The sequence below is a fragment of the Butyrivibrio sp. INlla16 genome (genome assembly GCF_900104155.1).
Taxonomy (GTDB): domain Bacteria; phylum Bacillota; class Clostridia; order Lachnospirales; family Lachnospiraceae; genus Butyrivibrio.
In genome coordinates this window covers 53,440-79,529 of record NZ_FMYB01000006.1, presented here as the reverse complement: position 1 = coordinate 79,529, position 26,090 = coordinate 53,440, and the positions used below count along the sequence as shown (strand labels likewise).

General features: G+C 46.7%; 22 protein-coding genes. All 22 read left to right on the top strand.

Features of this window, described 5'->3' with window-relative positions; all coding sequences use genetic code 11:
* The first annotated feature begins 140 nt into the window (after window positions 1–140).
* The 22 genes from BLR42_RS04605 to chvE all read left to right on the top strand — a co-directional run bounded on the left by BLR42_RS04605 (window position 141) and on the right by chvE (window position 26,049).
* The gene (locus tag BLR42_RS04605) at window positions 141–1,874 is read left to right on the top strand and encodes a VanW family protein (RefSeq protein ID WP_091867022.1); all 1,734 of its coding nucleotides are present in this window, start codon (window positions 141–143) and stop codon (window positions 1,872–1,874) included.
* 68 nt (window positions 1,875–1,942) lie between these two features.
* The gene (locus BLR42_RS04600) at window positions 1,943–2,947 is read left to right on the top strand and encodes an AIR synthase-related protein (protein WP_091867020.1); all 1,005 of its coding nucleotides are present in this window, start codon (window positions 1,943–1,945) and stop codon (window positions 2,945–2,947) included.
* A 66-nt stretch (window positions 2,948–3,013) separates the two neighbouring features.
* Window positions 3,014–3,502, top strand: coding sequence for an Lrp/AsnC family transcriptional regulator (locus BLR42_RS04595; RefSeq protein ID WP_022760977.1), 489 nt, complete (start codon window positions 3,014–3,016; stop codon window positions 3,500–3,502).
* A complete protein-coding gene (locus BLR42_RS04590; protein ID WP_091867018.1) occupies window positions 3,499–4,659 on the top strand; it encodes an aminotransferase class I/II-fold pyridoxal phosphate-dependent enzyme in 1,161 nt (386 codons plus the stop codon). The genes BLR42_RS04595 and BLR42_RS04590 overlap by 4 nt, the downstream gene beginning before the upstream one ends.
* 13 nt (window positions 4,660–4,672) lie before the next feature.
* Complete coding sequence (locus BLR42_RS04585; protein WP_091867016.1) at window positions 4,673–6,058, top strand: S1C family serine protease; 1,386 nt, start codon at window positions 4,673–4,675, stop codon at window positions 6,056–6,058.
* Window positions 6,059–6,134: 76 nt separating this feature from the next.
* Window positions 6,135–7,082, top strand: coding sequence for a 3'-5' exoribonuclease YhaM family protein (locus tag BLR42_RS04580; protein ID WP_022760980.1), 948 nt, complete (start codon window positions 6,135–6,137; stop codon window positions 7,080–7,082).
* Window positions 7,082–9,463, top strand: a complete 2,382-nt coding sequence (locus BLR42_RS04575) for an endonuclease MutS2 (RefSeq protein ID WP_091867014.1) — start codon at window positions 7,082–7,084, stop codon at window positions 9,461–9,463. The genes BLR42_RS04580 and BLR42_RS04575 overlap by 1 nt, the downstream gene beginning before the upstream one ends.
* A gap of 52 nt (window positions 9,464–9,515) precedes the next feature.
* Window positions 9,516–10,214 (top strand): response regulator transcription factor, encoded by a 699-nt coding sequence (locus tag BLR42_RS04570; protein ID WP_022760982.1) that lies wholly within the window; start codon window positions 9,516–9,518, stop codon window positions 10,212–10,214.
* A 6-nt stretch (window positions 10,215–10,220) separates the two neighbouring features.
* Window positions 10,221–11,660, top strand: a complete 1,440-nt coding sequence (locus BLR42_RS04565) for a sensor histidine kinase (RefSeq protein WP_091867012.1) — start codon at window positions 10,221–10,223, stop codon at window positions 11,658–11,660.
* The gene (locus BLR42_RS04560; RefSeq protein ID WP_022760984.1) at window positions 11,660–12,154 is read left to right on the top strand and encodes a tRNA (cytidine(34)-2'-O)-methyltransferase; all 495 of its coding nucleotides are present in this window, start codon (window positions 11,660–11,662) and stop codon (window positions 12,152–12,154) included. The genes BLR42_RS04565 and BLR42_RS04560 overlap by 1 nt, the downstream gene beginning before the upstream one ends.
* A gap of 92 nt (window positions 12,155–12,246) precedes the next feature.
* A complete protein-coding gene (gene rlmD, locus BLR42_RS04555) occupies window positions 12,247–13,767 on the top strand; it encodes a 23S rRNA (uracil(1939)-C(5))-methyltransferase RlmD (protein ID WP_139165106.1) in 1,521 nt (506 codons plus the stop codon).
* Between the two features lie 53 nt (window positions 13,768–13,820).
* On the top strand, window positions 13,821–14,216 hold the full coding sequence (locus tag BLR42_RS04550) for a cytidine deaminase family protein (protein WP_022760988.1): 396 nt from the start codon (window positions 13,821–13,823) through the stop codon (window positions 14,214–14,216).
* A 259-nt stretch (window positions 14,217–14,475) separates the two neighbouring features.
* The gene (locus tag BLR42_RS04545; protein ID WP_022760989.1) at window positions 14,476–15,684 is read left to right on the top strand and encodes an ABC transporter substrate-binding protein; all 1,209 of its coding nucleotides are present in this window, start codon (window positions 14,476–14,478) and stop codon (window positions 15,682–15,684) included.
* A gap of 29 nt (window positions 15,685–15,713) precedes the next feature.
* Window positions 15,714–16,601: a branched-chain amino acid ABC transporter permease gene (locus tag BLR42_RS04540; protein WP_022760990.1), complete on the top strand. Its 888-nt coding sequence runs from the start codon at window positions 15,714–15,716 to the stop codon at window positions 16,599–16,601.
* A gap of 3 nt (window positions 16,602–16,604) precedes the next feature.
* The gene (locus tag BLR42_RS04535; RefSeq protein ID WP_091867010.1) at window positions 16,605–17,801 is read left to right on the top strand and encodes a branched-chain amino acid ABC transporter permease; all 1,197 of its coding nucleotides are present in this window, start codon (window positions 16,605–16,607) and stop codon (window positions 17,799–17,801) included.
* 3 nt (window positions 17,802–17,804) lie between these two features.
* Complete coding sequence (locus BLR42_RS04530; RefSeq protein WP_022760992.1) at window positions 17,805–18,656, top strand: ABC transporter ATP-binding protein; 852 nt, start codon at window positions 17,805–17,807, stop codon at window positions 18,654–18,656.
* The gene (locus BLR42_RS04525) at window positions 18,653–19,366 is read left to right on the top strand and encodes an ABC transporter ATP-binding protein (protein WP_022760993.1); all 714 of its coding nucleotides are present in this window, start codon (window positions 18,653–18,655) and stop codon (window positions 19,364–19,366) included. Before BLR42_RS04530 ends, BLR42_RS04525 begins: the two co-directional genes overlap by 4 nt.
* 22 nt (window positions 19,367–19,388) lie before the next feature.
* The gene (locus BLR42_RS04520; RefSeq protein ID WP_091867008.1) at window positions 19,389–20,480 is read left to right on the top strand and encodes a substrate-binding domain-containing protein; all 1,092 of its coding nucleotides are present in this window, start codon (window positions 19,389–19,391) and stop codon (window positions 20,478–20,480) included.
* On the top strand, window positions 20,473–21,948 hold the full coding sequence (locus tag BLR42_RS04515) for a histidine kinase (RefSeq protein WP_091867006.1): 1,476 nt from the start codon (window positions 20,473–20,475) through the stop codon (window positions 21,946–21,948). The genes BLR42_RS04520 and BLR42_RS04515 overlap by 8 nt, the downstream gene beginning before the upstream one ends.
* A gap of 3 nt (window positions 21,949–21,951) precedes the next feature.
* Window positions 21,952–23,562: a helix-turn-helix domain-containing protein gene (locus BLR42_RS04510; protein ID WP_091867004.1), complete on the top strand. Its 1,611-nt coding sequence runs from the start codon at window positions 21,952–21,954 to the stop codon at window positions 23,560–23,562.
* Between the two features lie 16 nt (window positions 23,563–23,578).
* Entirely contained in the window at window positions 23,579–24,658 is a 1,080-nt protein-coding gene (locus BLR42_RS04505) for a substrate-binding domain-containing protein (RefSeq protein ID WP_242879193.1), read from the top strand.
* 188 nt (window positions 24,659–24,846) lie between these two features.
* Window positions 24,847–26,049 (top strand): multiple monosaccharide ABC transporter substrate-binding protein, encoded by a 1,203-nt coding sequence (gene chvE, locus BLR42_RS04500; RefSeq protein ID WP_091867002.1) that lies wholly within the window; start codon window positions 24,847–24,849, stop codon window positions 26,047–26,049.
* The last annotated feature ends 41 nt before the right edge of the window (window positions 26,050–26,090 follow it).

Genomic DNA, 26,090 nt, shown 5'->3' with positions numbered 1-26,090 from the left:
TCCGGCAAAAACAGAAAAGTCATTTCTGCAATAATCATTATCGTATTGATTCTTGCATTGGTTATTCCGCTCGCAAGCAGTCTTTCCTTCTGATTATATAACACCGGTATTTGCCAGGAAAGTGGCGAAATGGAGAGATTATGAAAAAATTTATGTTCCTTTGTCTGATGGCGCTTACGCTTGCACTTGTAATTCCGGCAGGTAGCGCTAACGCCGCTTCAGATACTATTCACCAGGGAGTTTTCATTGGTGATGTTGATGTTTCGGGCATGACAACTGAGCAGGCTACAGAGGCTGTAGGCCAGTACATCGAGCAGCTTCGTGCCAAGAATGTAACACTTAGAGGTAAAGGTGAGGGACAGAGCGTAGCAGTAACGATGGCCGATTTCGGTCTCGGCTGGGCGAATCCCGAAGTAGTTGATGAAGCTTTTGCTCTTTGCAGAAAGGGCAACATTATTCAGCGATACAAGGCGATTAAGGACCTTGAGCACAGTACACAGCGTTATAACATTGAGTATTCCTTTAATGACGATGCGATCTACCAGATTCTGGAAGTAAATTGCGCACCCTTTAATGCTTCCAAGGCTAATTACACTCTGAAGAAAACCGGTGATGGATTCACCATTTCAGAGGGACAGACAGGCTATATTCTTGACGAACAGGCTTCTCTTACCGCTATCAAGGATTATATCCAGGGAAGCTGGGATCACAATGATTGTGCAATTGATGTTGTGATTGAGGAGGATTTGCCTGAGGGTAGTTACGAGGAGCTCAGTCAGGTCAAGGATGTTCTCGGAACCTATACTACAAGCTATTCTTCATCAGGTGCTGCCAGAAGTGCCAACGTAGCAAACGGCTGTAGCCTTATCAACGGAACCACCGTATATCCCGGAGAGGAGTTCTCGGTTCTTGAGACTATAACTCCTTTTACAGAGGCTAATGGCTACTTCCCCGCAGGTTCTTACCTTAACGGAATAGTTGTTGAAAGTGTCGGCGGTGGTATCTGCCAGGTTTCAAGTACACTTTACAATGCTGTTTTGAAAGCAGAGCTTCAGGTTACCGAGCGCCACAACCACTCAATGATCATCAATTATGTTAAACCGTCTATGGATGCTGCGATCGCAGAGACCGGCGGTAAGAACTTTAAGTTTGTAAATAGCACAGAGCACCCTATTTATATAGAGGGTGTAACCACAACAGATAAGCACATTACCTTCACTATCTACGGTGTGGAGACAAGACCTTCCACACATAAGGTTGAATATCAGAGTGAAGTTTTAGAGGAAACACCGGTAGGTGCTGACCAGATAGTTGCAGATGGCGGATCACCCATAGGTACAGTAAGTACCCAGTCTGCACACATCGGTTACAAGGCACAGCTCTGGAAGATTACTTATGAAAACGGCTCCGAGACAAATCGTGAGGTAATCAACACCAGTACTTATAAGATGGTTCCCAGAATTATCACAGTAGGAACCGCAACATCAGATCCTATTGCTGCAGCGCAGATAGCAACAGCAATTGCCACCGGCGACATCAACCAGATAAAGGCAGTGGCAGGCGCAATCGCCGCTGTTCAGCAGGTTGCCGCACAGGGCGGTGATGTGGAGGCCGCACAGGCAGCAGCTGCGGCTCAGGCTGCATCGGCAGAAGCACAGCTTGCAGCTCAGCAGGCGGCACAGAATCCTGAAGCAGCTCCGGCGACGGAAGCAGCACCCGCGGAACAAGCATCACCGGCGGAACAAGCAGCACCGGCAGAGCAGACAGCTCCCGCAGAACAGGCAGCTCCTACGGAGACACCTGCACCGGCAGCAGATGATACACCTGCACCTATAGATCCCGTGCAGGAGGAAGTACCACCGCCGGCTGACTGATAGATGCGGTGAATCGGAACCCGAGATATCGCCGATATTGGCAGAGTATTCACGGAGAAAATGAATAAATGAGAATCGGAAAAGTAACTGAGAGCGTTTTAAATCGCTCGGTACTTAAACTTATTAAAAGTGATTCCAATAAGAAAAGCGCAGCTGGAAGGTCAGACTGCGCTTATTCTTTAGATGAAAAAGGAAGCACAATTATGACAGCTGTGTCCACATTTACAGCTATTTCGGAGGCTGCGGCTTATTATGCTGTCCACAACGCGGCAAACAACATATTCTGCGACGGCGGAAAACCTCTGATGGCAGTACTTAACGTAATGCTTCCTGTGGATACAGAGGAAGCAGAGCTTAAGGCTATTATGAGAAGCGCCATCGCTGCCACGAATGAGCTTGGAATTGCCGTAGAAGGCGGACATACTGAGGTGACGGATGCAGTTTCAAGGCCTATGATAACTGCGGTTGTTAGCGGGGAGAAGATTGGACAGTTTTCCGAAAAGAAATCCTACGCCGGACTCGATATTGTCATGACCAAGTGGGCTGCTGTAGAAGGAACAGCTATCCTTGCCAGTGAATGCTCAGAGAAGCTGTCTGAACGCCTTCCTGATTACATGATTCGCGAGGCACAGGATTTTAAGAAGTTTGTTTCTGTCAGAAGGGATGCCGAGATAGCGCTGGCAAACTCCGGTGTCACATTTAAACATGATATATCATCAGGAGGAGTCTTCGCTGCTCTCTGGGATGTCGCCGCCAGAGCACATTGTGGCCTGGAAGTAGATTTGAAGAAGATTCCAATCCGCCAGGAAAGTATTGAGATTACAAATCATCTTGGCCTCAATCCCTACCAGATGATCTCAGGCGGTTCGCTCCTGATTCTCACTGATGACGGTGAGGGTCTTGTCAGAGCCTATGAAGAAACCGGCATAAACGCGGCAATTATTGGTGTTACAACTGATAGTAATGATAAGAAGATCATCAACGACGATGAAGTCCGCTACCTCGATAAACCCCAGCCGGATGAGATCCTTAAGCTTGCAGGTATAACAAGTGCTGATTTTATGGTACAATAATGAGAATATGTGCAGGGCAAAGCATGTCATTTTGCCCGTCTATTTAAATGTTTGGAGGAGAATACCATGGTAAACAGAGATGAATTACTTCGCGCAATTGATAAGAACAGCCGTATAGGCGTTGAGGAACTGGCGGTGATTCTGGCCGCGCCGGAGATCGAAGTCGCGAATGAACTCAGAGCTCTTGAGGATGAGGGAATCATCTGTGGTTATCATACAATGATTGACTGGTCCAAAACCAACATAGAGAAGGTAATGGCTCTCATCGAGGTTAAGGTTACACCTCAGAGAGGCATTGGCTTTGATTCCATCGCTGAGAGAATCTATAAATATCCGGAAGTTACAAGTGTATATCTGATGTCAGGCGGCTTTGACCTCATGGTAATGCTTGAGGGCAAGAGCCTTAAAGAAGTGGCAACCTTTGTTACAAACAAATTGTCACCGCTTGATACTGTCCTTAGCTGCTCTACGCACTTCATACTTCAGAAGTACAAAGAGCACGGAACAATTTTGACAAAAAAATATGAAGATACAAGGGAGATAGTCACACCATGAGGAATCCGCTTTCTGAGAAAATCGTTGAAATCAAGCCCTCGGGAATCCGCAAATTCTTTGATGTTGTGAAGTCTATTGACGGCGCAATATCACTTGGTGTGGGTGAACCCGATTTTGATACACCCTGGCATATCAGGGATGAGGGCATTTATTCATTGGAAAAAGGACGCACTTTCTACACGTCCAATTCCGGTTTGAGAGAACTTAAGGTAGAAGTCTGCAATTACTTAAAACGCAGACAGAACATACAATATGAGCCCGACGACCAGGTGCTTGTCACCGTCGGAGGTTCCGAAGCGATTGACCTTGCGCTCAGGGCAATGGTTGATCCGGGGGATGAGGTCTTAATACCACAACCCAGCTACGTTTCCTATGAGCCCTGCGCAATCCTTGCGGGAGCAAAGCCGGTTATCATCGAGCTTAAGGAAGAAAATGAATTCAGACTTACAGCTGAAGAGATACTAGAGCATGTAACGGACAAGACCAAGATACTTGTTCTGCCTTTCCCCAACAACCCGACAGGGGCAATTATGGAAAAGAAGGACCTCGAGGCCATTGCAAAGGTTATAGAGGAGAAAGACCTCTTTGTAATATCCGATGAGATTTACTCAGAATTGACCTATACAGATAAACATGTGTCAATTGTAGAGATTCCCGGAATGTACGAGAGAACCGTGCTTATCAACGGTTTTTCAAAGTCCTATGCGATGACCGGATGGAGACTGGGATACGCTTGCGGACCGAAGGACATCATAGCTCAGATGACCAAAATCCACCAGTTCGCGATCATGTGCGCACCCACGACCAGTCAGTATGCCGCTGTGGAGGCACTGAAAAACGGCGACGAAGACGTTGCCATGATGCGTGAGCAGTATAACCAGAGGAGAAGATATCTTGTAAAGGAGCTCAGAGACCTTGGACTTCCGTGTTTTGAGCCCTTCGGAGCTTTTTACATATTCCCGTGCATCAAGGAATTCGGAATGAGCAGCGATGAGTTTGCAACTAAGCTTCTCCAGGAGGAAAAACTGGCGGTGGTACCGGGTAATGCATTCGGAAACTGCGGCGAGGGCTTCATCAGAATATCCTACGCATATTCACTTGATGACCTTAAAAAGGCAATGGAGAGATTAAAGCGGTTCATAGATAACCACAGATAATCAAGAGGCAGTTATGGAAGATAACAGGGAAAACGTGGACGACGTAAAGCTTGATCCTGAGAAAAGCCCGATAGCCAGGGCGGATTTCCTAAGAGAAAAAATCAAGCAGCGCCCCATAAACAAGAAAAAGCTTCTTAGAAGAACTCTTATAACTATGACATTGGCGGTGGTATTTGGCGCGGTGGCGTGCCTGACCTTCGTTTTTCTGGCGCCCGTTATAAACAACAGGCTATATCCGGAGGAGACCCCCACACCCGTGGCACTTACAGAGGAGACGGTTGCAGATGAGATGCAGCCTGAGGATATGTATGCTGATGACAATGCCATTGCGGCCGAGGCTGCCAGCGTTGCCATAGACATGGCATCATCCGAGCTTTCCAAGATGAAGAGCGAGATGACTTCGCACCAGGCAGACCAGACCGACTACATGGATATGTACGCTTCTCTGAAAAGCGTTGCTACAAGTGCTGAGAAGAGCCTTGTGACAGTGACGTCAAAAACCTCGGACACCAACTGGATCAACGATCCCTACGAGAGTGAAGGACAGACCTGCGGTGTGATAGTGGCGGACAACGGGGCTGAGTACCTGATCCTGGTTCAGACTTCGGCAATCAGCGATGCTGAATCGATTCAGGTTACTTTCTGCGATGAAACCGTGGGCAGCGCATATTTGAAGCAGAGCGATGCGGTTACGGGGCTTGGTATTGTTGCGGTAAAATACAAGGATATTTCGGAAAACACCAGGGCTGCAATAGGCGTAGCGCCTCTTGGAAGCTCCAAGACTGGCGGAGTGATCGGAACCCCTGTAATTGCAGTGGGAAGACCCATGGGCACCAGAGGATCCATGTGCTACGGCTTTGTCACATCTGCTAACTCGGATCTTGATCTTGCTGATTCAAATTACAAGCTCCTTACTACGGACATGAACGGAAGCACCAACGCAAGCGGTGCCATCATTAATCTTTCCGGCTCCGTTGTGGGATTCATCGACATGAAGTACAACACGCAGGCTATGCCTAACGTCCTTTCGGCTGTGGGAATTACAGAGCTTCGGGCACTTATCGAGGATCTGTCCAACGGAAAAGGGAGAACCTTTGTGGGCATCCATGGACAGACTGTCCCTAAGGACATTCAGGAGGGAGAGAACATACCTGCAGGTGCCTATGTAATACGCACGGAAATGGACTCACCGGCGATGCTTTCAGGAGTTCAGAGCGGAGATATAATAACCGCAGTGAACGGAGAGGAAGTGGCAGGATTTGACACCTTCGTATCAAGAATCAGAGATGTCAAGCCCGGAACCCAGGTGACACTTACATTAATGAGACAGGCAGCCGAGGGCTACGCCGAACTCACAATTGATATATCATCGGACAACTCAACCGATAATGCAGAGTAAAATTTTAGCCTTCCCCCAGAGGGGGAAGGTGGCGCGAAGCGCCGGATGAGGGGAATAGAAACAACAGGAGACATAAATGAAATTCATCAAAGATTTAAACAACGGCGACAGGGTTGCCGACATCTACTTTTGCAAACATATGCAGGCAGCAACAACAAAAAACGGAAAGACCTACTATTCCGTTACCTTGCAGGATAAGACAGGAACTGTCGACGCAAAGGTCTGGGAGCCCAACAGCGAGGGAATTGACGACTTCGATTCCCTGGATTATATAGACGTTTTCGGTGAGGTGACAACCTTCAACAACGCGCTTCAGATCAACATCAAGAGAGCGCGCCTTTGTCATGAGGGCGAGTACGATGAGTCGCTCTATCTGCCGGTATCTTCGAAGAACAACGACGAGATGTACAAGGACCTTCTGGCCATCATTAATACTGTTGGCAACCAGTATCTGAAGGCGCTTCTTGAGGCCCTTTTCATTAAGGATGAGGAATTTGTGAAGGCATTTCGCAAGTCTTCTGCGGCAAAATCGGTTCACCACGGCTTTGTGGGCGGACTTTTGGAGCACACCCTGAGCGTTACCAGAATGTGTGACTATTTTTCCAAGGCATATCCTGCCATAAACAGAGATCTTCTTATAACAGCCGCAATCTGCCATGATATAGGAAAAACGAGAGAACTCTCACTTTTCCCTGAGAATGATTACACAAACGAAGGTCAGTTCCTCGGCCACATCGTCATGGGCAGTGAGATGGTTGCAGAGAAGATTAAAGACATTAATGATTTTCCTGTGCTCTTAAAGCAGGAGCTTCAGCACTGCATTTTATCGCACCACGGGAAATATGAGTACGGCTCACCCAAAATGCCCGCTATTATTGAGGCCATGGCGCTTCATCTTGCGGACAACACGGATGCCAAACTCGAGACATTTACAGAGATACTTAATAACACGAATGAAGTGGGTTGGCTCGGGTACAACAAGCTTCTCGAGAGCAACCTGTTTGACACCAGGGTTGAATCATAATGAATGAAAAAGTTTTACACGTATTAGAATACGACAAAATAATTGAAGAATTGAGTAACCATGCGACCTCTGAGCCCGGAAAAAGGGCCTGCAGGGAGCTGTTACCATCCTCTGATCTTCGTGAGATTCAGAGGAATCTGAAGAAAACCGACGCCGGTATCTCCAGAATTTTCAAGAAGGGATCCGTTTCCTTCGGAAGCAACAAAGACATAAGCGGGTATCTGAAGGCTCTGAAAATAGGGAGCAGCCTTGATGCACCGCAGCTCCTTAATATTGCGAGCTTTTTGGATAATGTAAACAGAGTTAAGAGCTACGGAAGATCAGATAAGGAAGAGGATAACAGAGATGTCCTTTCTGATCTTTTTGACGGACTTGAACCGCTGACTCCGGTTGCAGGTGAGATCAGACGCTGTATTATTTCAGAGGATGAGATATCTTCGGATGCAAGCCCTGCACTTCGCCATATAAGGCGCGACATCCAGATCACAGGCGACAGAATTCACGACCAGCTTGGAAAAATGGTTAACGGATCTTTAAGATCCTACCTGCAGGAGGCTGTTGTCACCATGAGAGGCGACCGCTACTGCATCCCGATCAAGGCCGAGTACAAAAGCCAGGTAAACGGTATCGTCCATGACCAGTCCTCTACAGGTTCCACACTTTTCATAGAACCTGCGGTTATCGTTGAGCTTAACAACAAGCTTCGCGAGCTGGCTGCAATGGAGAAGGCTGAAATTGAGGTTATACTTGCAAGACTTTCCGCTGAAGTAGGCGGTTATCTTACTGCGCTTTCCGATAACGCGGCTATCATGACGGAGCTTGACTTTGTGTTTGCGAAGGCTTCACTTGCTCTTTCTCAGAATGCCATCACTCCGATTTTCAATGAGAGACACTATTTCAATATCATAAAGGGGCGGCATCCGCTTCTTGATAAGAAAAAAGCCGTGCCGATAGATGTCTATGCGGGCAAGGATTTTGACATGATCATAATCACCGGTCCCAATACCGGAGGTAAGACGGTTACGCTGAAAACCGTGGGTCTTCTAACATTAATGGGACAGGCCGGACTAGCTATTCCGGCGGCCGACAGATCGGAGCTTTCCGTATTTAATGAGATTTATGCCGACATCGGTGATGAGCAGAGTATAGAGCAGAGCTTGTCCACTTTTTCCTCGCACATGACGAACACAGTGCGCATTCTTGAGAATGCCGATGAAAACTCGCTGTGCCTCTTCGATGAGCTCGGAGCGGGAACCGACCCCACTGAGGGTGCGGCCCTTGCCATATCTATTCTGGATCACCTTCATAAGCGCGGCATCAGAACCATGGCAACGACTCACTACAGTGAGCTCAAGGTTTATGCGCTCACGACTGAGGGCATACAGAATGCCAGCTGCGAGTTTGATGTGGAGTCGCTGAGACCGACCTACAGACTTTTGATCGGAGTTCCGGGAAAAAGTAATGCCTTTGCAATATCGAAAAGACTCGGGCTTTCCGATGAAATCATAGAGGCAGCAGGTGCACAGATTAGTCAGGATAACCGCAAATTCGAGGATCTATTGACTGACCTTGAAAACAGCAGAGTTACAATTGAGAACGAGCGCATCGAGATCGAGCGCTATAAGAAGGAAGTTGAACAGCTTAAGGAAGAGCTCCAGGGCAAGCAGACTAAGCTCGATGAATCAAGGGACAAGATATTAAGACAGGCCCATGAGGAAGCCAGGGAGATTCTGCAGGAAGCCAAGGACGCAGCTGATGAGACCATCAGAACAATGCGCAAGGCTGAGGCGGGAGTTCCCATGCAGGAGCTTGAGAGAGCGCGTCAGAGCGTCAATAAGAAGATCTCCGATAAGAACCAGAAGCTTTCTATAAAGAATAAGCCGCAGATTCCCGGTCACAAGAAGCTTAAACCCACACAGATTAAGCTTGGTGATTCGGTGCGAATTATTTCCATGGGGCTCAAGGGAACAATCAGCTCCAAGCCCGATAAAGATGGGAATGTCATGGTTCAATGTGGTATTATGAAATCAAGAGCGCACATTGACGACCTTGAGCTTATCAAGGAAGAGGGCGGCAAGGAGCAGATGAAGAAGTTCTACGGACAGCATAAAATGGACCTGTCCGGGGCAAAGAACATCAGAACCGAGCTCAATCTCATTGGATTAAACAGCGCGGATGCTATCGCCGAGCTCGATAAATATCTCGACAGCGCCTATGTATCGCACCTTCCTTCAGTTAGAATCGTACACGGCAAGGGCTCCGGAGTCCTCAGACAGGCCGTACACGATCACCTTAAGGCCGCACCTTACGTCAAGTCCTTTAAACTTGGAGAGTTCGGTGAGGGAGACTCAGGTGTGACAATCGTGACATTCATAAAATAAAAGCCTTCCCCCTAGGGGGGAAGGTGGCGCGAAGCGCCGGATGAGGGCAAACATGGTAACGAAACAGAAAATTTTAATTGTCGACGACGACAGCAATATCGCAGAGCTTATCTCACTTTACCTCGTTAAGGAGTGTTTCGACACCCTTATCGTAGGGGATGGTGAGTCAGCTCTTGCTGCATTTGATACATTTGAGCCGAATCTCGTGCTCCTGGATCTCATGCTTCCCGGAATTGACGGATATCAGGTCTGCAGAGAGCTTAGGACCAGATCTCAGACACCGATAATCATGCTCTCCGCTAAGGGAGAAGTTTTTGATAAGGTGCTCGGACTCGAGATGGGCGCCGATGACTATATGGAAAAACCGTTTGACTCCAAGGAGCTGGTTGCCAGAGTCAAGGCTGTTCTCAGAAGATACAAGCCTATAGTGACAGAGACAGAGCCTTCCGACGACAAGGTTGTAAAATATCAGGATCTTGAAATTAACATGACAAACTACTCTGTAAACTATCAGGGTGCAAGACTGGATATGCCTCCTAAGGAGCTGGAGCTTTTATACTTCCTGGCATCCTCTCCGAACAGAGTTTTCACAAGAGAGCAGCTTCTTGATCAGATCTGGGGATACGAATATGTCGGAGACACCAGAACAGTAGACGTTCATATCAAGAGACTCAGAGAAAAGATCAAAGATCATGAGACCTGGAGAATCGCTACAATCTGGGGAATCGGTTACAAGTTTGAGGTTTCATAAACTTAAATGAAACGAACACTATATCTAAAATTCTTAATTGCATATCTTCTCTTTGCCATTTTCGGTTTCATAATGGTGGCGACCTTCGTGTCAAACATGACGCTGGAGCACTGCCGCCGGAAAAAGGCAGAGAGTCTCTATGCTGAGGCAACGCAGATTGCGAACACCTACGCTGCGGACCTTTATAACAGCGAGACCTCGCTTGAAACGGTTCAGCAGCAGCTCGTTGCCCTCTCAAAATATATGGACGGAGCGAGGATTTGGATAGTCAATCCCTCGGGACGTCTGGTTCTGGATTCTTCCAACGTCATCGAGCAGGGCGAGGAAATCAAGATTGAAGGCTTTGATCCCACCGCGACAGGCGGAACCTACTACACCATAGGCGATTTCTGGGGGAATTTCCAGGAGAGCGTACTTTCCGTTTTTGCCCCGATCACAGCCAATTACAAGGTTCAGGCCTATGTTATCATCCATACGCCCATGAGCCAGCTCAGGAAAACTGCGGATGAATTTCTGAATATTTCCTATCTGATGCTCATCGTCATGTTTTTGCTGTCACTGATAATACTCATCTTTTTCACGGAGCTTGTATACATCCCGCTTCGAAGAATTACCCAGGCGACAGAGGAGTATGCTGCCGGCAACATGAACTATGAATTCTCGGTGGAGTCCGAGGACGAGATGGGCTATCTTGCGGCATCCCTGTCATATATGGCGGGCGAGATTGCAAGGCAGGAAGAGGATCAGAAAAAATTCGTGGCGAACGTCTCACACGATTTCCGCTCACCTCTTACCTCAATTCGCGGATATATCGAAGCAATGCTGGATGGAACTATACCGCAGGAGATGCATGAAAAATACCTTGGCATAGTTTTGAATGAAACCGAGAGACTTACAAAGCTTACCAACGGCCTCCTTACGCTCAATAATCTGAACGCGAGAGGAATGCTCCTTGAAAAGGCCGATTTTGACATAAATCAGGTAATACGCAACACCGCGGCCAGTTTTGAGATGACCTGCCTCGAGAAGAAAATCGCGATAGAGCTGGTGCTAACTGATGATAAGATGATAGTTAACGCCGACATGAGTAAAATTCAGCAGGTTCTCTATAACCTTCTGGACAACGCCATAAAGTTCAGTCACCACGATTCGGTTATCAAGATTGAGACCACCGAGAAAAGAAGCAAGGTTTTCGTCTCGGTTAAGGACAGCGGAATCGGAATTCCCAAGGAAGACCAGAAGATGGTCTTCGAAAGATTCTATAAATCCGATGCTTCCCGCGGTAAGGACAAAAAGGGAACCGGACTCGGCCTTTCAATCGTAAAAGAAATCATCAAGGCCCATGGAGAGAATATAAATTGCATTTCAACCGTCGGAGTCGGGACAGAGTTCATATTCTCAGTACCGAAGGCCGCTTCAATGGACAGCGACGAGGAGGGACTGTAATGCACATAGTACTTCATCAGCCGGAGATTCCACAGAATACCGGCAATATCGGGAGAACCTGCGTTGCGACAGGCAGCTCCCTGCATCTTATAGAGCCCCTGGGTTTTGCGCTTCACGGAAAAGATATAAAGCGCGCGGGCATGGACTACTGGGATAAGCTCGATTACACCCGCTACATTAATTACGAAGAATTCAAGGAAAAGCACCCGGGTGCCAAGGTCTGGCTTGCGACCACAAAAGCAAAGCGCTCCTATACAGAGGTCAGCTACGGCATGGATGATTTCATCATGTTCGGCAAGGAGAGCGCCGGAATTCCCGAGGAAATTCTCGTGGATAATGAAGAGGACTGCATCAGAATCCCCATGGGACACGACATCAGGTCCCTCAACCTCTCCAATTCCGTTGCGATCGTTTTGTACGAAGCCTTAAGACAGAACGGCTTCCCCGGAATGGAAGAGGAGGGCGAACTCCACAGACTACAGTGGAATCAGTAACGCCTTCCCATTGGGGAAAGTGAAATCTAATATGCCTTCCCCTTGGGGGGAAGGTGTCAGCGAAGCTGACGGATGAGGGGAAAGGAGCCCGCATGACAAAGAAAATCAATTCCCCCTACAACAAGGGAGATATCCTCACGGTGAGGATAGAAGATATAGGAAACGACGGAGAGGGTATAGGCAAGGTTGACGGCTATACCCTTTTTGTAAAGGACGCAGTTATCGGCGATCTTGTAAAAGTTTCCATAATGAAAAGTAAGAAGAACTACGCCTATGCTCATCTTGATGAGATTCTTGAGCCGTCAGAGTTTAGGATTAAGCCCCAGTGTCCTGTATCAAAGGCCTGCGGTGGCTGCCAGATTCAGAATCTTCATTACAAAAAGCAGCTCGAATTCAAAACCGAAAAGGTAAGAAACAATATCATAAGACTTGGAGGTTTTGAGCCTGAATTTATAGACTCAATCATGGAACCGATCATCGGGATGGAGGAAGATAAGGGAGGCCTTCCGGCTTATTTCAGATACAGAAACAAAGCTCAGTTCCCCATAGGAACGGACAAGAATGGAAAAACCATTGCCGGCTTTTATGCGGGAAGAACACACGCGATAATCCCTGTGGAGGACTGCCTTCTTGGAGTGGAGGAAAACCGCGAAATCTTGAATATAGTTCTTGATCACATGGAGAAAAACCGTATCCCTGCCTATGACGAAACTACCGGTAAGGGAGTAGTGCGCCATGTGCTTATAAGGAAGGGCTTCACCAGTAAAGAAATCATGGTGTGCCTTGTTATTAAGTATGGCGGGAAGATTGGCACAATCGCAAAGATTAAGTCGGACAATCATTTTTCAAATGAAGAAAAAATCGAGTACATCAGAAATCAGGAAAAACTGATTGAGAAACTTCGCTCGGTAAATGGCGTTAAGAGCATAACTGTAAACATCAATAATGAAAAGACAAACGTAATTCTTGGCCGTGAAATCCATACCCTCTGGGGCGAGGATTCCATAAAAGACACACTCTGCGGAATTGAATTTCGGATTTCACCGCTTTCTTTTTATCAGGTGAATCCGATTCAGACAGAGAAACTATATAACACGGCGGTCTCTTATGCCGGTCTTACAGGAAACGAGACAGTTTGGGATCTTTACTGCGGAATCGGAACAATCAGCCTGTCCATGGCGAAGAAAGCGGGCCATGTCTATGGTGTGGAAGTCATCCCGCAGGCTATAGAAAATGCAAAGGAGAATGCACGCTCCAATAATATAGAAAATGCTACATTTTATGTTGGAAAAGCAGAGGAAGTCCTTCCTGCTTTCTATGAAGGGAAAATACCGGCTGATAGGGAGAAGGCACTTCACCCCGATGTTATCGTTGTTGATCCGCCCCGCAAGGGCTGCGACAAAGACTGCCTTGATACCATGCTCAAGATGAGACCAGACCGCATCGTCTATGTCAGCTGTGACTCCGCCACTCTCGCCAGAGACCTCCGAATCCTTGTGGACGGTGGTTATGAACTAAAACATGTCCGCCCTTGCGACATGTTCCCGAACACAGTGCATGTTGAGACAGTAGTCCTTTTGACTAGGACCGCAGGGACGACGTCGAAAGGCTAACGCTGTCCATGCGATAGCTGTCCACGATTGAAAAGTATTAGGAGGATGATTTCATGGATAAAATATGGGAAGAAATGTATAACGCAGCCAAGTCAGTACTTGGAGAAGTAACAATCTCCGATTATGTAACCGCTGGAGGAGTTTCTGCGGCGGTTCGCTCAAAATCCGGAAAAATATATACTGGGGTGTGCATTGACACATGTTCAACTCTTGGCATATGTGCCGAGAGGAATGCAATTTTCAATATGATCACCAATGGAGATTATGAAATCGATAGAGTCCTTTGTATCCCACCGAATGAAGGGAAGGGAGCACCCTGCGGAGCATGTAGGGAGCTGATGACCCAGCTAATGCCCGGGAAATATAAGGACATCGATATCATGATTGATTACTCTGCGGACAGAGTGATGAAGCTTGGTGAGCTGACACCGGAATGGTGGATTGACTAAGCTGTTAAAAATCCGATTGAAAAAATATTTTTAATGAGTATACTTGTATACAAACGAAGGCGTTTTGAATCACATAGTGTTTCAAAGCGCCTTTTTTCATAGGCAGATTTCTGTGGATGTCAGAAAATAGTATGGATTTAATTGTAAATGACACTTTAATGGTTTAAAATGGTAAAGAGTTCTTTAATTTTGTACTATTGTATCCAATAGTAGTTCCGCTTATGTAATTAAAAATTTAATTAGTGAGGAGGAATTAAAAATGGTAATGAAAAAGTTTCTTGCAATGGCAATGGCGGGAGTAATGGCACTTGGTCTTGTTGCCTGCGGTTCATCTGGCGGTGGAGCAGCAAGCGGCGGAGGATCATCCTCAGGCGATACCATCAAGATCGGTATCTTCGAGCCTTCAACAGGTGACTCTGCTTCCGGCGGAAAGAAAGAGATTCTTGGAATGCAGTATGCAAACTCCGAGACTCCCACAGTTGAAGTAGGTGGAAAGACCTACAACATCGAGCTTGTAATCGCTGATAATGGATCATCGGCAGACAAGGCTCCTTCAGCAGCATCCGAACTGGTTGGTAAGGATGTATCTCTTGTTCTTGGATCCTATGGTTCCGGCGTTTCAATGGCGGGCGGACCTAAATTCGAGGAGGCAGGACTTGCCGCAATCGGCGTAACCTGTACAAACCCTAACGTAACAGCAGGAAATGATTACTACTTCAGAATTTGTTTCCTTGATAACTTCCAGGCAGACGTTCTTGCAAACTTTGCTATGGATAAGTTCTCAGCTAAGAAGGCATACTGCCTCGGTGAGAACGGAAACGAGTATGATCAGGGACTTATCGCATTCTTCAAGCAGGTATTTGAGGGAGCAGGCGGTGAGGTAATTGCCGATTCTTTCCCTACAAACAACTCTGACTTTACTTCATATCTGAACAAGGCAAAGAGCGAAGGTGCAGATGTAATCTTCACACCTGTATCAATCGCTTATGCAAAGCAGATCATGGAGCAGGCAGCTTCACTTGATATCGGAATTCCTTTCCTTGGATCCGACACACTTGATGACAACATGGTTCTTGAAGCAACCAAGGGCACAAACCTTCAGCTCTTCGTATCAACCTTCTATCAGGAGGGTGGTTCCGAGACCTTCGATAAAGGTATCAAGGATTACATTAACAACAACTCAAGTGCACTTACAGCAAACGGCGGAAACGACACAATTTCAGCAGTTACAGCAATGGGCTATGATGCATACTATGTAGCTCTTGAAGCTATCAAGGCAGCAGGCTCAGGCGACAAGGCAGCCATCAAATCAGCAATCCCCGGTGTTAAGTGGGACGGCGTATCAGGCTCCATCGCTTTTGATGATATCGGAGATGCAGTTCGTGACACAGCTTACATCAAGACTGCTGATACAGCTACAGGAACATGGGCATTCGAGAAAGTACAGACAGGTTCAGCATCAAAATAAAACACAATAAGTAAAAGGAAAATAGTTTTATGGAATACGTCATTTCAGTATTGCTCTCGGGAATATCGGTTGGCGGGCAATATGCTCTTATCGCAATCGGCTATACACTTGTATACGGAATACTTCGCCTCATCAACTTTGCTCACGGCGATGTATTCATGGTGGCAGGACTTATGGGAATATACTTCACGGCAACTTTGCCGATAGGAGAGTCACTGCCCCTGGTTATACTGCTTACGGTATTCTTAGGATTTACGATTGAGAGGGCTGCGTACAAGCCTCTTAGAGATGCGCCGAGAATGTCGGTTATGATCTCTGCGATAGGTGTGAGCTATCTTCTGCAAAATACCGCAACCTATGTTACCGGTGGACAGCCGATGACTTATCCCACAATACCGTTTTTATCTGACACGGTTAACGTTGCGGGAACCCAGACAAAATGGGTAGTTATAATAACACCATTCCTGGTACTTATCCTGGTTTATGCACTCACACAGCTCATAAACCGCACAAAGGTCGGAATGGCCATGAGAGCTGTTTCAAAGGATTTTGAGACCTCAAGACTCATGGGAATCAAGATAAATAACGTTATTTCCGCAACTTTCATAATCGGTTCCGCTCTTGCGGCAATCGGTTCCATACTGTTTTTCACAAACTATCCTGCAATTACGCCTACGGCCGGTGCAATGCCCGGCCTCAAGGCGTTTGTGGCGGCAGTTTTCGGAGGCATTGGTTCAATTCCCGGAGCTGTCATCGGAGCATTCCTTATCGGAATCTGTGAGACCATCATTAAGGGACTTCCCTCAGCATGGGACGTTTCAGTATTCTCCGATGCATTCACCTTTGCACTCCTTATCATCATTCTAGTATTCAAACCGCAGGGACTCTTTGGAGAAGCTGCCACAGACAAGGTATAAATTATGAAACAAAAACAATCTAATCTTAAAGCATACATATTCATAGCAGTACTTCTGCTGCTTGTAATACTGCTGGAGAACATAAGCGCTATGATTCCGGGACTCCCGCAGGTATTCCAGCCCACCAGCCCGCTGTTTACGGTTTTGAAAAAAGCGGCTGTCTACTCACTGGTGGCAGTATCAATGAACCTTCTTAACGGATTTACAGGACTGTTCTCACTTGGACAGGCAGGCTTCATGCTTCTTGGTGCGTATACCTACGCAATACTTACAGTTCCTGCAGACCAGAAAGAACAGGTTTACTACCTTTTCGGAGGCTGCGCATTAAAATCCTCAATAATTGACGGACTTGGTGCCATCTTCGGAACGACCGGAGCCGGTGGTGCTGTCAGCATGATACTCGGATGCTTCATAGCACTTATCCTTGCTGGATGCGTTGCTGCATTCTTCGCATATCTTATAGGAATCCCGGTTCTCAGACTTAAGAGCGACTACCTCGCAATAGCTACACTTGGCTTTGCCGAGATACTTCGTGCAATATTCCAGTGGCAAAAGCTTGGAAGAATCACAAACGGAGCCAACATGATCAAGGGCTTCCCGACCTTCTCAAGCTTCAATATCACCGATGCTTCGGGGAACGTACTGGTCAGACTTTCAACCTTTATTCCGTTCCTTATTTCATCCGTATGCATCGCAATCATAGTTCTTCTGATTCACAGCTCCTACGGACGCGCCTTTAAATCAATCCGCGACGACGAAGTTGCTGCAGAAGCTATGGGTATCAATCTTTTCAAACACAAGATGCTCTCGTTCGTCATCTCCAGCTTCTTTGCGGGAGTGGGCGGCGCACTGTTTGCAATGTACGTTGCAAATGCACAGGCAAAAGCGTTTACCTCAGTAATGACTTACGAGATCCTTCTTATAGTAGTTATCGGCGGAATCGGTTCAGTAAGCGGAAGCATTCTCGCAACATTCCTTTATGTTGCATGCTCCGAGTGGTGGCTGAGATTCCTCGACAGTGAACAGTACATTGGCGGCTTCAAAGTGCCGCTTCTTAGAAACGGCTTCAGAATGGTGGTATTTTCCATAGTAATCATGGTAATAGTGCTGTTCTTCTCACAGGGCATAATGGGAAACAACGAGCTGAGCCTCAGCGGACTCATGAAAGTATTGTCCGGAAAAAGAGAAAGGAAACACTAGGTTATGGGAAATGCTTTACGACTTGAAAATGTAACAATGCAGTTCGGAGGCGTTGTTTCGGTAAATAACCTGACGCTGGAAGTGCCGGAGCACAAGATAATCGCTCTCATCGGACCTAACGGTGCGGGAAAAACCACAGCATTTAACTGTATTACCGGAGTATATCAGCCTACGAACGGCCTTATAGAATTCATGGGAAAGCCCATGGTCAGAAATCATCCGACAGGAAAAGCGGCTAAGACCTACAAGGGTGAAAATGCCGACAAATATGCAAAGGAAGCAGTGCTTGCACCCACACCCGACCAGATAACCGGACTCGGAATCGCAAGAACTTTCCAGAACATCCGTCTCTGGAAGAGCATGACAGTTTTCGACAACGTGCTCATAGCGAAGCACCAGCATGCAAAGCAGAACGTATTCTCCGCAATTTTCAGAGGAAATCTCGCAGAAGAAAAGCGCATGAGAGAAGAAACCATGGAACTGCTGGTGGAGCAGGGACTCGATGCCTACAAGGACGAACTCGCAGTGAGCCTTCCTTACGGACTTCAGAGACGTCTTGAGATAGCAAGAGCGCTTGCCACAAAGCCGAAGCTCCTTCTTCTGGATGAGCCCGCAGCTGGCATGAATCCGCAGGAGACTAACGAACTTGCTGATTTTGTGCGTCAGATCCGTGATAAATACGACCTGACAGTATTTCTTATCGAGCATCATATGGACCTCGTCATGAATATTTCGGACTACATCTATGTTATCGATTTCGGCAGCGAGATCGCGCAGGGTGTACCCGAGGAGGTTCAGAAGAATCAGCGTGTAATAGAGGCATATCTGGGAGTTGCAGACGAGGACGAGAAATGAGTGAAAAAGTTTTACAGATAGATAATTTGCAGGTAAGCTATGGGGGCATCGAGGCTGTTCGAGGTATCAGCTTTGATGTAAATGAAGGTGAGATAGTTACACTCATCGGCGCGAATGGCGCAGGTAAGAGCTCGACACTTCGAACCATATCGGGACTTGTTAAGCCAAAAGGTGGAAATATAGTTTTTGAAGGTGATGACATCACCGGCAAGGATCCGACAAGCATCGTATCAAAGGGCATCATGATGGTACCTGAGGGACGAAGGATTTTCCCCAACCTTACTGTTTTAGAGAATTTAAAAATCGGGGCTTATCTTAGAAAAGATGACCTCGAGGAGGATATCGAGAGAGTTTACGGATTTTTCCCGAGACTTAAGGAGCGCTCCTGGCAGGAAGGCGGTACGCTTTCAGGAGGGGAGCAGCAGATGCTTGCTGTAGGAAGAGCCCTTATGGGTAAGCCCAAGCTCCTTATGATGGATGAGCCATCCCTGGGACTTGCACCCATCGTAGTGCAGGAGATTTTCGAGATCATCCGTCAGATACATGAAGCCGGAACAACAGTCCTGCTCATCGAGCAGAACGCTAACATGGCTCTCCACGTTGCAGACAGAGCCTACGTCATAGAAAACGGCAAAATTTCCATGGAAGGCACCGGCACCGAGCTCCTTGAAGATGAAAAGGTACGCGCAGCATACCTTGGCAGCGCTTAACTAATCTGCTACAATTCTTCGTATGGGGACACAGGAAAAAACTGATAAAACATCAGACCAACTTAATAATCAAAAGTATTTACTTATAACAACTGTGCTCTTTACCATAATGACTCTTGTGGTAGGAGCACTTGTTTTTCGCTTTTATCTGGAAGATTACAGGAAATCTTCGGACGCAAAAGAGTATGATAAATACTATGTCATGATCACCGACAACTACAAGAGTGACTTCTGGCAGGCTATTTATAAAGGCGCTTTTGACGCGGCAAAGAGACAGAATATCTATGTGGATTTGCTTGGTCAGAACATCCAGGGACAGTACACCTGCGAGCAGCTTATGAAAATTGCCATCGCTTCACGAGTTGACGGAATCATAGTCTTTGCCAGTGAAAATGAGGAGATGACACAGCTCATTAACGAAGCAAATGAAAAGAAGATTCCGGTAGTCACACTCTATAGTGACAGCACGCACTCGGACAGACTCAGTTTCGTGGGTGTCGGCAGTTACAACATTGGACGAGAGTACGGCAGACAGATTTTCAACCTTATTAAGGAAAAAAGAAGTGATGATTTTGCCAATTCTCAGGCAGCCATAAGACGCACCACCACGGACGTAGCGGTGCTTGTTAATACGGATACCAGGGATTCGGGTCAGAACATCATCATTTCTGCGCTTCAGGAGACACTTGAGCAGGAAAATGCCACAGACTCCGAGTTTTCAATATCGCTCGTACCGGTGGACAACAAAAACATATTCTCGGTCGAGGAGTCTATTCGTGATATTTTCATGAATGATGACATCCCGGATGTTATCGTGTGCCTGAATGAGCTGAATACAGTCTGCGCGTACCAGGCAGTTGTAGACTTTAACAAGGTTGGAGACGTAAATATTCTGGGATATTACAACTCGGAAGAAATCATGACCGCGATTTCCAAGAATATCGTCTACGCCACAATTTCCATAGATACAGAGCAGATGGGAAGATACTGCATCGATGCGCTGTCGGATTACTACCATTTCGGCAATACCAGCCAGTATTTCACCGCTGACGTAACCCTCATCAACAATCAGAATGTTGATGCATTTATGAAGAGGGAGGACGGCGATGAATAAATTCTATAACCTCCCTCTGCAGAAAAAAATCGTCAGCATTTACATGCTTGCAAACTTCCTGATTTTTATAGTAAACATCTTCCTGATCTTCGGCATCAACAGCATGTCCAAGGAGATGGAGATGGTCTACCAGGACAACAGACAGCTGAATGAGCTGAATGAGGCGCTGACCGGAGTTCAGGACAGCATGACCGGATATCTGAGTTCTAAGACCACGGACTCTCTGGAAAATTACTACCGAAATGCACAGACTCTGCAGACACTTTCGGAAGAGCTTGGCGGAAAAGTGACAGACCTTTCCTTTAGCAGAATGAGGCGCAACATCAAAAACATGACCGAGAACTATCTCGATCAGGTGTCTCAGACTATTGAAGCAAAGCGCGGACGAAACGTAGAAAAATACAGAAACTTCTATGAAAAATCCACCGAGCTTTACGATTATATAAGTGCGTATATTGAAAGCCTGAACAACGAACAGTTCATCAGTAACTCAGAAAACTACACCGAGCTGACCGCGGCGTTCAGAACCTTCGAGAGACTTAGCGTCCTGGTACTGTCGCTGGTGATGATGGGAAATATCATAAGTATCACCATCATCGTCGGAATGATGATAAGACCTCTCAAGAAGCTTGCCGCTTCCGCAAACGAAGTGGCGGCCGGAAATTTTGACACCAAGCTTCCCGAGACTCCATATCACGACGAAATCGGTATAGTTACAGATGCCTTCGGACAGATGGTCATCAGTATCAAGGAGTACATCATAAGGCTCCGCGACAGTATGGAAAATGAGCGAAAGATGCAGGAAAAAGAGCTCACCATGGAAGCACATCTTAAGGATGCACAGCTAAAATACCTGCAGGCTCAGATCAATCCGCACTTTTTGTTTAACACCTTAAATGCCGGTGCCCAGCTCGCAATGATGGAAGGCGCTGACAGAACCTACGAATATGTCCAGACAGTTGCCGACTTTTTCAGATATAATGTTAAAAACCACGGCACGGAGGTTACCGTAAAAGAAGAGGTAACCCTGGTTGATAACTACATACAAATCCTGAATGTTCGATTTTCGGGAGACATAAAATACAACAAGCAGATCGATGAGAGACTTCTTGGAATTCATATGCCTAACATGATACTACAGCCAATCGTCGAAAATGCGGTAAATCACGGCATCCGGGAAATGGGGGACAAGGGCGTGATAAGCCTTCGCGTCTACCGCGAGGACGACAATGCCTGCATAAGCATAGCCGATAACGGAAAGGGAATCGAACCTGAGGACATCGACAAAATACTCAGCGGAAGCTGGCACAGAAAAGAGCATCAGTACGACAACAACGGAATCGGCATGGATAACGTAATATCAAGACTTCGTATATTCGCTGAAAACGAAGATGCTTTTTCCATTAAAAGTGAGGGGAAGGACAAAGGCTGCGAGGTAATCATAAGACTACCATTAGAGAAGGTATAAAAAATGTACAGAATCATGCTTGCTGACGATGAGGGTATCGTCATTGATTCAATGAAATTCATAATCGAAAAGGAATTCGGCTCAAACTGTGACATTGAGTTTGCCAAGACCGGACGCAGCGTCATAGAGCTTGCGGAGCGCTTCAGACCCGACATCGCCGTGATGGACATTCATATGCCCGGAATCAACGGTATCGAAGCCATGAAAGAGATTAAGAAATTTTCCGCAAATACAATTTTCATAATCATGACTGCATACGATAAGTTTGATTATGCAAAAGAGGCCATAAAACTCGGCGTTCTGGACTACATCAACAAACCTGTTGACAGGATGAAGGTCATTGAAGTGCTGAAAAAAGCGATGGCTCAGATCGATCGTGAGCGGGAAAAGAGAAGTAACGACCTTCTTATTAAAGAAAAGCTTGAGACAGTCGAGCCCATTATCGAAAACGGACTTATCTACGACATTCTGCTCCAGGAGCACTTTGACGAGGATATCGACAGTTATAAGACGATACTTGGAATTGATGAGAATTACGGATATATGCTCGCGATAGTCTGCGGTGACTCTCAGGAAGGCAACCACATGACAAACGCCATCGGAAGTTCCGTAAAGCTCTCCGGTAAATATCAGGAAATAAGAGATTGCGTAAAGGAATTTTTTGACTGCAAGATCGGAAACGTAATGGCCAATAAAATAGCAGTGCTGGTGCCGCATCCGGATAATAAGCTGGAGTACGCGGAGAGGACCGAGGCAGTGGACAAGGCGAGGGACCTTGCAAGATATCTTAGGAAAAAAACTGACATCAAGTTCCGTGTTGGAATAGGAAAAGTTAAGCCATTAAGGGAACTCGGCGATTCCTACCATGAAGCTCTTAATGCTCTTATCGCTACCACCGGAACTGTCGCTCATGCGGATGACCTTCCCATCAGCTGCGACTATGATGAGGGATATCCGATCGATCTGGAAAAAACGCTGTTTGAAGCTGTTTCCAAAGGGGCTGTTGACGAGGCGGTTGTTATAGCCAATAAATATTCGGACTGGATGAGCCAGACAGCTGAAAATGGTGACATAATGGCTATGAGACTGAAGGTTCTGGAATTTTCATTATATGCTGAACGCCTCATGTACTTAAACGGCGGACAGACCTACCACTACCAGGGAAGAAACAACTATCTTCCGGAGATCATGGCGCTGGAGACGCCGCAGCAGCTGCGGGAATGGTTTATCGATAAGATCTCCTCCGCCTGCAAGAATGTTTTCATTAAGAAAGAGGAGAAGTCCAACGACGCAATACAGACTGCAAAGCGCTATATCGAGGACAACTACGCAAAGGATATATCCCTTGACGATGTCTCGAGAATAGTTAACATTTCGCCCTATTACTTCAGTAAGATTTTCAAGGACGAGAGCGGTTATAACTTTATTGAATACCTGACAAACGTCAGGATGGAGAGGGCCAAGGAGCTTCTGGACAATTCCGATATGTCCATGAAGGAGATCTGCGCGATGTGCGGGTACACAGACCCCAACTACTTTAGCAGAAGCTTTAAGAAAAATGTGGGAGTAACTCCTACGGAATATAAGGACGGTAAGACTCCGGTGAAAAACTGACGACCGGGGAAGACTGATGATGAAGACTAAAAGACTGACTACTATATTAAGAAGAAGCTGTGCGATGCTTCTAACCATATGCCTTCTTGCCTGCACACTCTGTGGGTGTACCGGAGAAGAGTCCGGCGGAAACATTACAAAGAAAAAGGACAACAATAAAATACAGATCGGAATGACCTTCGATTCCTTTGTAATCGAGAGATGGCAAAGAGACCGAGACGTATTCGTTTCGATGGCGAAGGAGCTCGGCGCCGAGGTTAACATTCAGAATGCGAACGGCGACATCTCGGAGCAGAAAAAGCAGATAGAATATTTTATAAAGAAGGGAATGGACGTAATCGTTATCGTATGCATAGATTCCATGGCTGTAAAGGCTAACATCCAGAAGGCCAAAGAGTCCGGAATCAAGGTAATTGCCTACGACAGACTGATCAGCGATTCCAATGTCGATTTTTATATATCCTTCGATAATGAAAAGGTCGGGCAGATGATGGGACAAGCGCTTGTCGACAACGGCCTTACCGATGGAAAGGTCCTCATGGTGTGCGGCCCTCACAGCGACAACAACGTTCCGATGGTTGGCAAGGGCTTCAAGGAAATCATGCAGGAGAACGGAAACGAAATCATCGACACCTTCTATGCAGACGGCTGGAAAGCAGAGCTTGCAACCGATTACATGGAGAAAAACATGTCGGGTGTCATAGAGTGCGACGCGATAATGTGCGGCAATGATGACCTGGCAAGTAGAGTGGTTACGGCACTTTCTGAGAAGAGACTCGCCGGTAAGAAGCTGGTTGTGGGACAGGATGCGGACCTCGAAGCATGCCAGAGAATCGTTGAAGGAACCCAGCTCATGACAGTGTACAAGCCCATTGAGAAGCTCGCTCAGGCAGCAGCCGAGATAGCGGTAAAGATGGCTAAGGGCGAGGAAGTTACCACCCAGAGCGGACAGATTAGCACAATTTCGGATGGAACCTATGAGATTCCGTGTGTGAAAATAGACCCTGTGAGCGTCACGGCTGAGAACATGGATGAAGTCATAATTAAGAGTGGCTTCCACCTCAAGGAAGACGTGTACTTAAACGTTCACGAATAGCACAAATTAAAAATGTGAGACCCGTATAGCAAAAAAATGCTAGACGGGTCTTTTTGTGCGCCTTTTTAATTATAAAAATTTGAAGAACATCGTAAATCATTGCTATTCCTTTTATGTTAGAGTAATACTCGTAAACGACGGGGAACAAATCCCCGCAAGATAATTTCTCAATAGGGAGGGAAACAAAAATGAAGAGAAAACTTGTTAGTACTTTTCTTTCAGTAGCAATGGCTGCATCACTGCTTGTTGGATGCGGCGGCGGAAACACATCTGCTCCTGCTACTACTGACACAGCTGAGACAGCTACAGAAGAAGCTGCTGAGGCTCCTGCAGAAGAGGCAACTGAGGAAGCTGCTGAGGCTCCTGCAGAAGAGGCAACTGAGGAAGCAGCTGCTGATACAACTGCAGCAGGCGGCGGCAAGGTTGGCGTTGCAATGCCTACTAAGGATCTCCAGAGATGGAACCAGGACGGCGCAAACATGGAAGCTCAGCTCAAGGACGCTGGCTATGAAGTAGACCTTCAGTATGCATCAAACGATATCGCAACTCAGGTTTCTCAGATCGAGAACATGATCAGCTCAGGTGCACAGGTTCTGGTTATCGCATCAATCGATGGTGATTCACTTGGAACAGTTCTTGCACAGGCTAAGGAAGCAAACATTCCTGTTATCGCTTATGACCGTCTTATCATGAACTCAGACGCTGTTAGCTACTATGCAACATTCGATAACTACATGGTAGGTACAAAGCAGGGTGAGTACATCAGAGATCAGCTTGATCTTGACAACGCTGATGGTCCTTTCAACCTTGAGATCTTCACAGGAGATCCCGGTGACAACAACGCTAAGTTCTTCTACAACGGTGCTGTAGACGTTCTTAAGCCTTATATCGACGAGGGTAAGCTCGTTGTTAAGTCTGGTCAGGTTGACTTCGATAACGTTGCAACAGCTAACTGGGCAACAGAGACAGCACAGTCCAGAATGGATGCTATCATCTCTGCTAACTATGCAGATGGCACAAAGCTTGACGCAGTTCTTTGCTCTAACGACTCCACAGCACTCGGTGTTACAAACTCACTCGAGGCTAACTACACAGGCGATTGGCCGATCATCACTGGTCAGGACTGTGACGTAGCAAACGTTAAGAACATGATCGCTGGTAAGCAGTCAATGTCTATCTTCAAGGATACTCGTGACCTCGCAGCTAAGACAGTTGAGATGGTTGACGCTATCATGAAGGGCACAGAAGCACCTGTTAACGATACAAAGACATACGACAACGGCACAGGAGTTATTCCTTCATACCTTTGCGAGCCTGTATTTGCAGACGTTAACAACTACAAAGAGCTTCTTATCGACTCTGGTTACTACACAGAGGACGACCTCAAGTAATTTGAACTGAATTATCTTTCGGGCGGGTTCGAACAGGACCC

Coding starts and splice junctions, on each gene's coding strand:
- BLR42_RS04605 (WP_091867022.1), top strand. CDS start 141: ATGAAAAAATTTATGTTCCTTTGTCTGATGGCGCTTACGCTTGCACTT.
- BLR42_RS04600 (WP_091867020.1), top strand. CDS start 1,943: ATGAGAATCGGAAAAGTAACTGAGAGCGTTTTAAATCGCTCGGTACTT.
- BLR42_RS04595 (WP_022760977.1), top strand. CDS start 3,014: ATGGTAAACAGAGATGAATTACTTCGCGCAATTGATAAGAACAGCCGT.
- BLR42_RS04590 (WP_091867018.1), top strand. CDS start 3,499: ATGAGGAATCCGCTTTCTGAGAAAATCGTTGAAATCAAGCCCTCGGGA.
- BLR42_RS04585 (WP_091867016.1), top strand. CDS start 4,673: ATGGAAGATAACAGGGAAAACGTGGACGACGTAAAGCTTGATCCTGAG.
- BLR42_RS04580 (WP_022760980.1), top strand. CDS start 6,135: ATGAAATTCATCAAAGATTTAAACAACGGCGACAGGGTTGCCGACATC.
- BLR42_RS04575 (WP_091867014.1), top strand. CDS start 7,082: ATGAATGAAAAAGTTTTACACGTATTAGAATACGACAAAATAATTGAA.
- BLR42_RS04570 (WP_022760982.1), top strand. CDS start 9,516: ATGGTAACGAAACAGAAAATTTTAATTGTCGACGACGACAGCAATATC.
- BLR42_RS04565 (WP_091867012.1), top strand. CDS start 10,221: ATGAAACGAACACTATATCTAAAATTCTTAATTGCATATCTTCTCTTT.
- BLR42_RS04560 (WP_022760984.1), top strand. CDS start 11,660: ATGCACATAGTACTTCATCAGCCGGAGATTCCACAGAATACCGGCAAT.
- rlmD (WP_139165106.1), top strand. CDS start 12,247: ATGACAAAGAAAATCAATTCCCCCTACAACAAGGGAGATATCCTCACG.
- BLR42_RS04550 (WP_022760988.1), top strand. CDS start 13,821: ATGGATAAAATATGGGAAGAAATGTATAACGCAGCCAAGTCAGTACTT.
- BLR42_RS04545 (WP_022760989.1), top strand. CDS start 14,476: ATGGTAATGAAAAAGTTTCTTGCAATGGCAATGGCGGGAGTAATGGCA.
- BLR42_RS04540 (WP_022760990.1), top strand. CDS start 15,714: ATGGAATACGTCATTTCAGTATTGCTCTCGGGAATATCGGTTGGCGGG.
- BLR42_RS04535 (WP_091867010.1), top strand. CDS start 16,605: ATGAAACAAAAACAATCTAATCTTAAAGCATACATATTCATAGCAGTA.
- BLR42_RS04530 (WP_022760992.1), top strand. CDS start 17,805: ATGGGAAATGCTTTACGACTTGAAAATGTAACAATGCAGTTCGGAGGC.
- BLR42_RS04525 (WP_022760993.1), top strand. CDS start 18,653: ATGAGTGAAAAAGTTTTACAGATAGATAATTTGCAGGTAAGCTATGGG.
- BLR42_RS04520 (WP_091867008.1), top strand. CDS start 19,389: ATGGGGACACAGGAAAAAACTGATAAAACATCAGACCAACTTAATAAT.
- BLR42_RS04515 (WP_091867006.1), top strand. CDS start 20,473: ATGAATAAATTCTATAACCTCCCTCTGCAGAAAAAAATCGTCAGCATT.
- BLR42_RS04510 (WP_091867004.1), top strand. CDS start 21,952: ATGTACAGAATCATGCTTGCTGACGATGAGGGTATCGTCATTGATTCA.
- BLR42_RS04505 (WP_242879193.1), top strand. CDS start 23,579: ATGATGAAGACTAAAAGACTGACTACTATATTAAGAAGAAGCTGTGCG.
- chvE (WP_091867002.1), top strand. CDS start 24,847: ATGAAGAGAAAACTTGTTAGTACTTTTCTTTCAGTAGCAATGGCTGCA.